Annotated in this window: 2 protein-coding genes; both read right to left on the bottom strand. The window is 65.8% G+C overall.

Annotated elements, in window-relative coordinates; all coding sequences use genetic code 11:
- Nucleotides 1-214: 214 nt before the first annotated feature.
- A complete protein-coding gene (gene gmk, locus WCE35_RS07175; RefSeq protein ID WP_424592652.1) occupies nt 215-871 on the bottom strand; it encodes a guanylate kinase in 657 nt (218 codons plus the stop codon).
- Nucleotides 872-874: 3 nt separating this feature from the next.
- The gene (locus WCE35_RS07180) at nt 875-1762 is read right to left on the bottom strand and encodes a YicC/YloC family endoribonuclease (protein WP_424592653.1); all 888 of its coding nucleotides are present in this window, start codon (nt 1760-1762) and stop codon (nt 875-877) included.
- Nucleotides 1763-2053 lie beyond the last annotated feature (291 nt).

Genomic DNA, 2053 nt, shown 5'->3' on the forward strand with positions numbered 1-2053 from the left:
GACCGATGCCGCGCCGAGGCGCCGCGCCGACGCCGCGCATGATCCACGCGCACGCGATGAAGCGGAGCAGCGGCTTGCGGAAATGCTGTCGCGGCTGGCGAAGAGTGCCTCGGCGTGAGTTTGCCCGGCACTTGACGCGTTTTCCCTGCGCGCACCGGTGTCCGCCCCGCTATCCCGGTGCGGGCAGCTTTCGCTCGAAGACGCTATTCCGGGGCTATCTTTCGAGTTGGCGCTGCAAGCCGCGAACGAACTCGGTCAGGCCGGTACGGCGCTCGCGCTTGAGCCGTTCCGCCTTGAGGATCGACTGCACTTCGGCAAACGCGTCATCGACGTTCTGGTTGACGACGATGTAGTCGTATTCCGCCCAATGGCTCAGCTCGTGGGTGGCGCGGTTCATGCGCCCGCGGATGACCTCGTCGGAATCCTGCGCGCGGGTGTGCAGCCGCTTCTCGAGGTCGGCCGCTGACGGCGGCAGGATGAACACGCTGACGACGTCGGCGCGCGCCTTCTCCCGCAACTGCTGGGTGCCCTGCCAGTCGATATCGAACAGCACGTCCTGTCCGGCGGACAGGGCCTTCTGCACCGGCGCGCGCGGCGTGCCATAGCGGTTGTCGAATACGGTGGCCCATTCGAGCAATTCGCCCTGGCTCGCCATCGCTTCAAATCTCGATTTGTCGACGAAGAAATAATCGCGGCCGTCGACTTCGCCGGGCCGCATCGGCCGCGTGGTCGCCGATACCGACATTTTCAGGTCCGGCATCCGTTCGATCAACAGCCGCGACAGCGTCGTCTTGCCGGCGCCCGACGGCGACGACAGCACGAACATCAGTCCGCGCCGCTCAACCCCGTCGAAACCCTGGCCCGCCGTCATGCCTCACTCCAGATTCTGGACCTGCTCGCGGAACTGCTCGACCACGTTCTTCATCTCGAGCCCGGTATTGGTCAGCTCCAGATCGTTCGATTTCGAGCAGCAGGTATTGACCTCGCGGTTGAACTCCTGCGCCAGGAAATCGAGCCGCCGTCCGACCGGTCCGCCCTTGCCGATCATCTCGCGCGCCTGCGCGACGTGCGAGGCGATGCGGTCGAGCTCCTCGCGGATATCGGCTTTCGCCGCGATCAGGATCGCTTCCTGGCTCAGCCGATCGGAATCGAACCGATCGGAGGCCTCGAGCAGCGCCGCGATCTGTTCGGCCAGCCGTGCCTTGATCGCGTCGGGCTTGCGGCCGGGAGCGGCCTCGGCCCTTCTGGCGAGGCGCTCGATTTCGTCCATCCGCTGGATCAGGATTTGCCCGAGCGTGACGCCCTCGCGGCGGCGCATCTCGACGAGATGGGCAAGCGCCTGCTCGAAGGCCGCCGCCGCGGCTTGCTTGGCCGCGGCGTCTTCCGCTTCGTTGCTTTCGGGCTCGACGACTTCGATGACGCCCTTGATTCCGAGCAGGCCGTCGATGCTCGGCGCCACGGCGTCGATCTTGCCGGCGAGCGTGCCGGCCGCCTTCACGATCGAGGCAAGCACGTCCTCATTGATGCGGATCGTCGAGACCGCGTCGGTGCGCTTGACGTTGAGATTGGCGTACACCGTTCCCCGCGACAGCACTTCGCCGGCACGCTTCTTGGCGAAGGCCTCGAGTTCGTCCCATCCCTGCGGCAGCCGCAACCGCAGGTCAAAGCCTTTGGCGTTGACCGATTTCAGTTCCCATTCGAACGCGTAGGGACCGCTCGCGCCATGGCTTCGGGCAAAACCGGTCATGCTCGACAGCGCCATCGCGTAAAACTCTCTGGCCGGAAGGGATGGGAGACTCGTTCGAAACAGCGCGACCTTAAAACGATTTCCGCGAAAGTGGAATTGCGTTCCGGCCAGAGCGGGATCAAGTCGGGGGCAGGCTTCGCTCGAAAACGCTCGGGCTAGCGCTAGCGCTGAACCACCGGCGGCGTTGTGGTTGATTGCACCGCACCCTGTCTGGCCGGCGCCGGAGCCGCGGCAGGAGCCGGAGCCGGACGCGCCGGCTTTTTCGGCGCAGCCGGCCTGGTCGCCGCGGTCGGATTAGTGTCCGCC

Source organism: Bradyrhizobium sp., assembly GCF_049691595.1.
Lineage (GTDB): Bacteria > Pseudomonadota > Alphaproteobacteria > Rhizobiales > Xanthobacteraceae > Bradyrhizobium.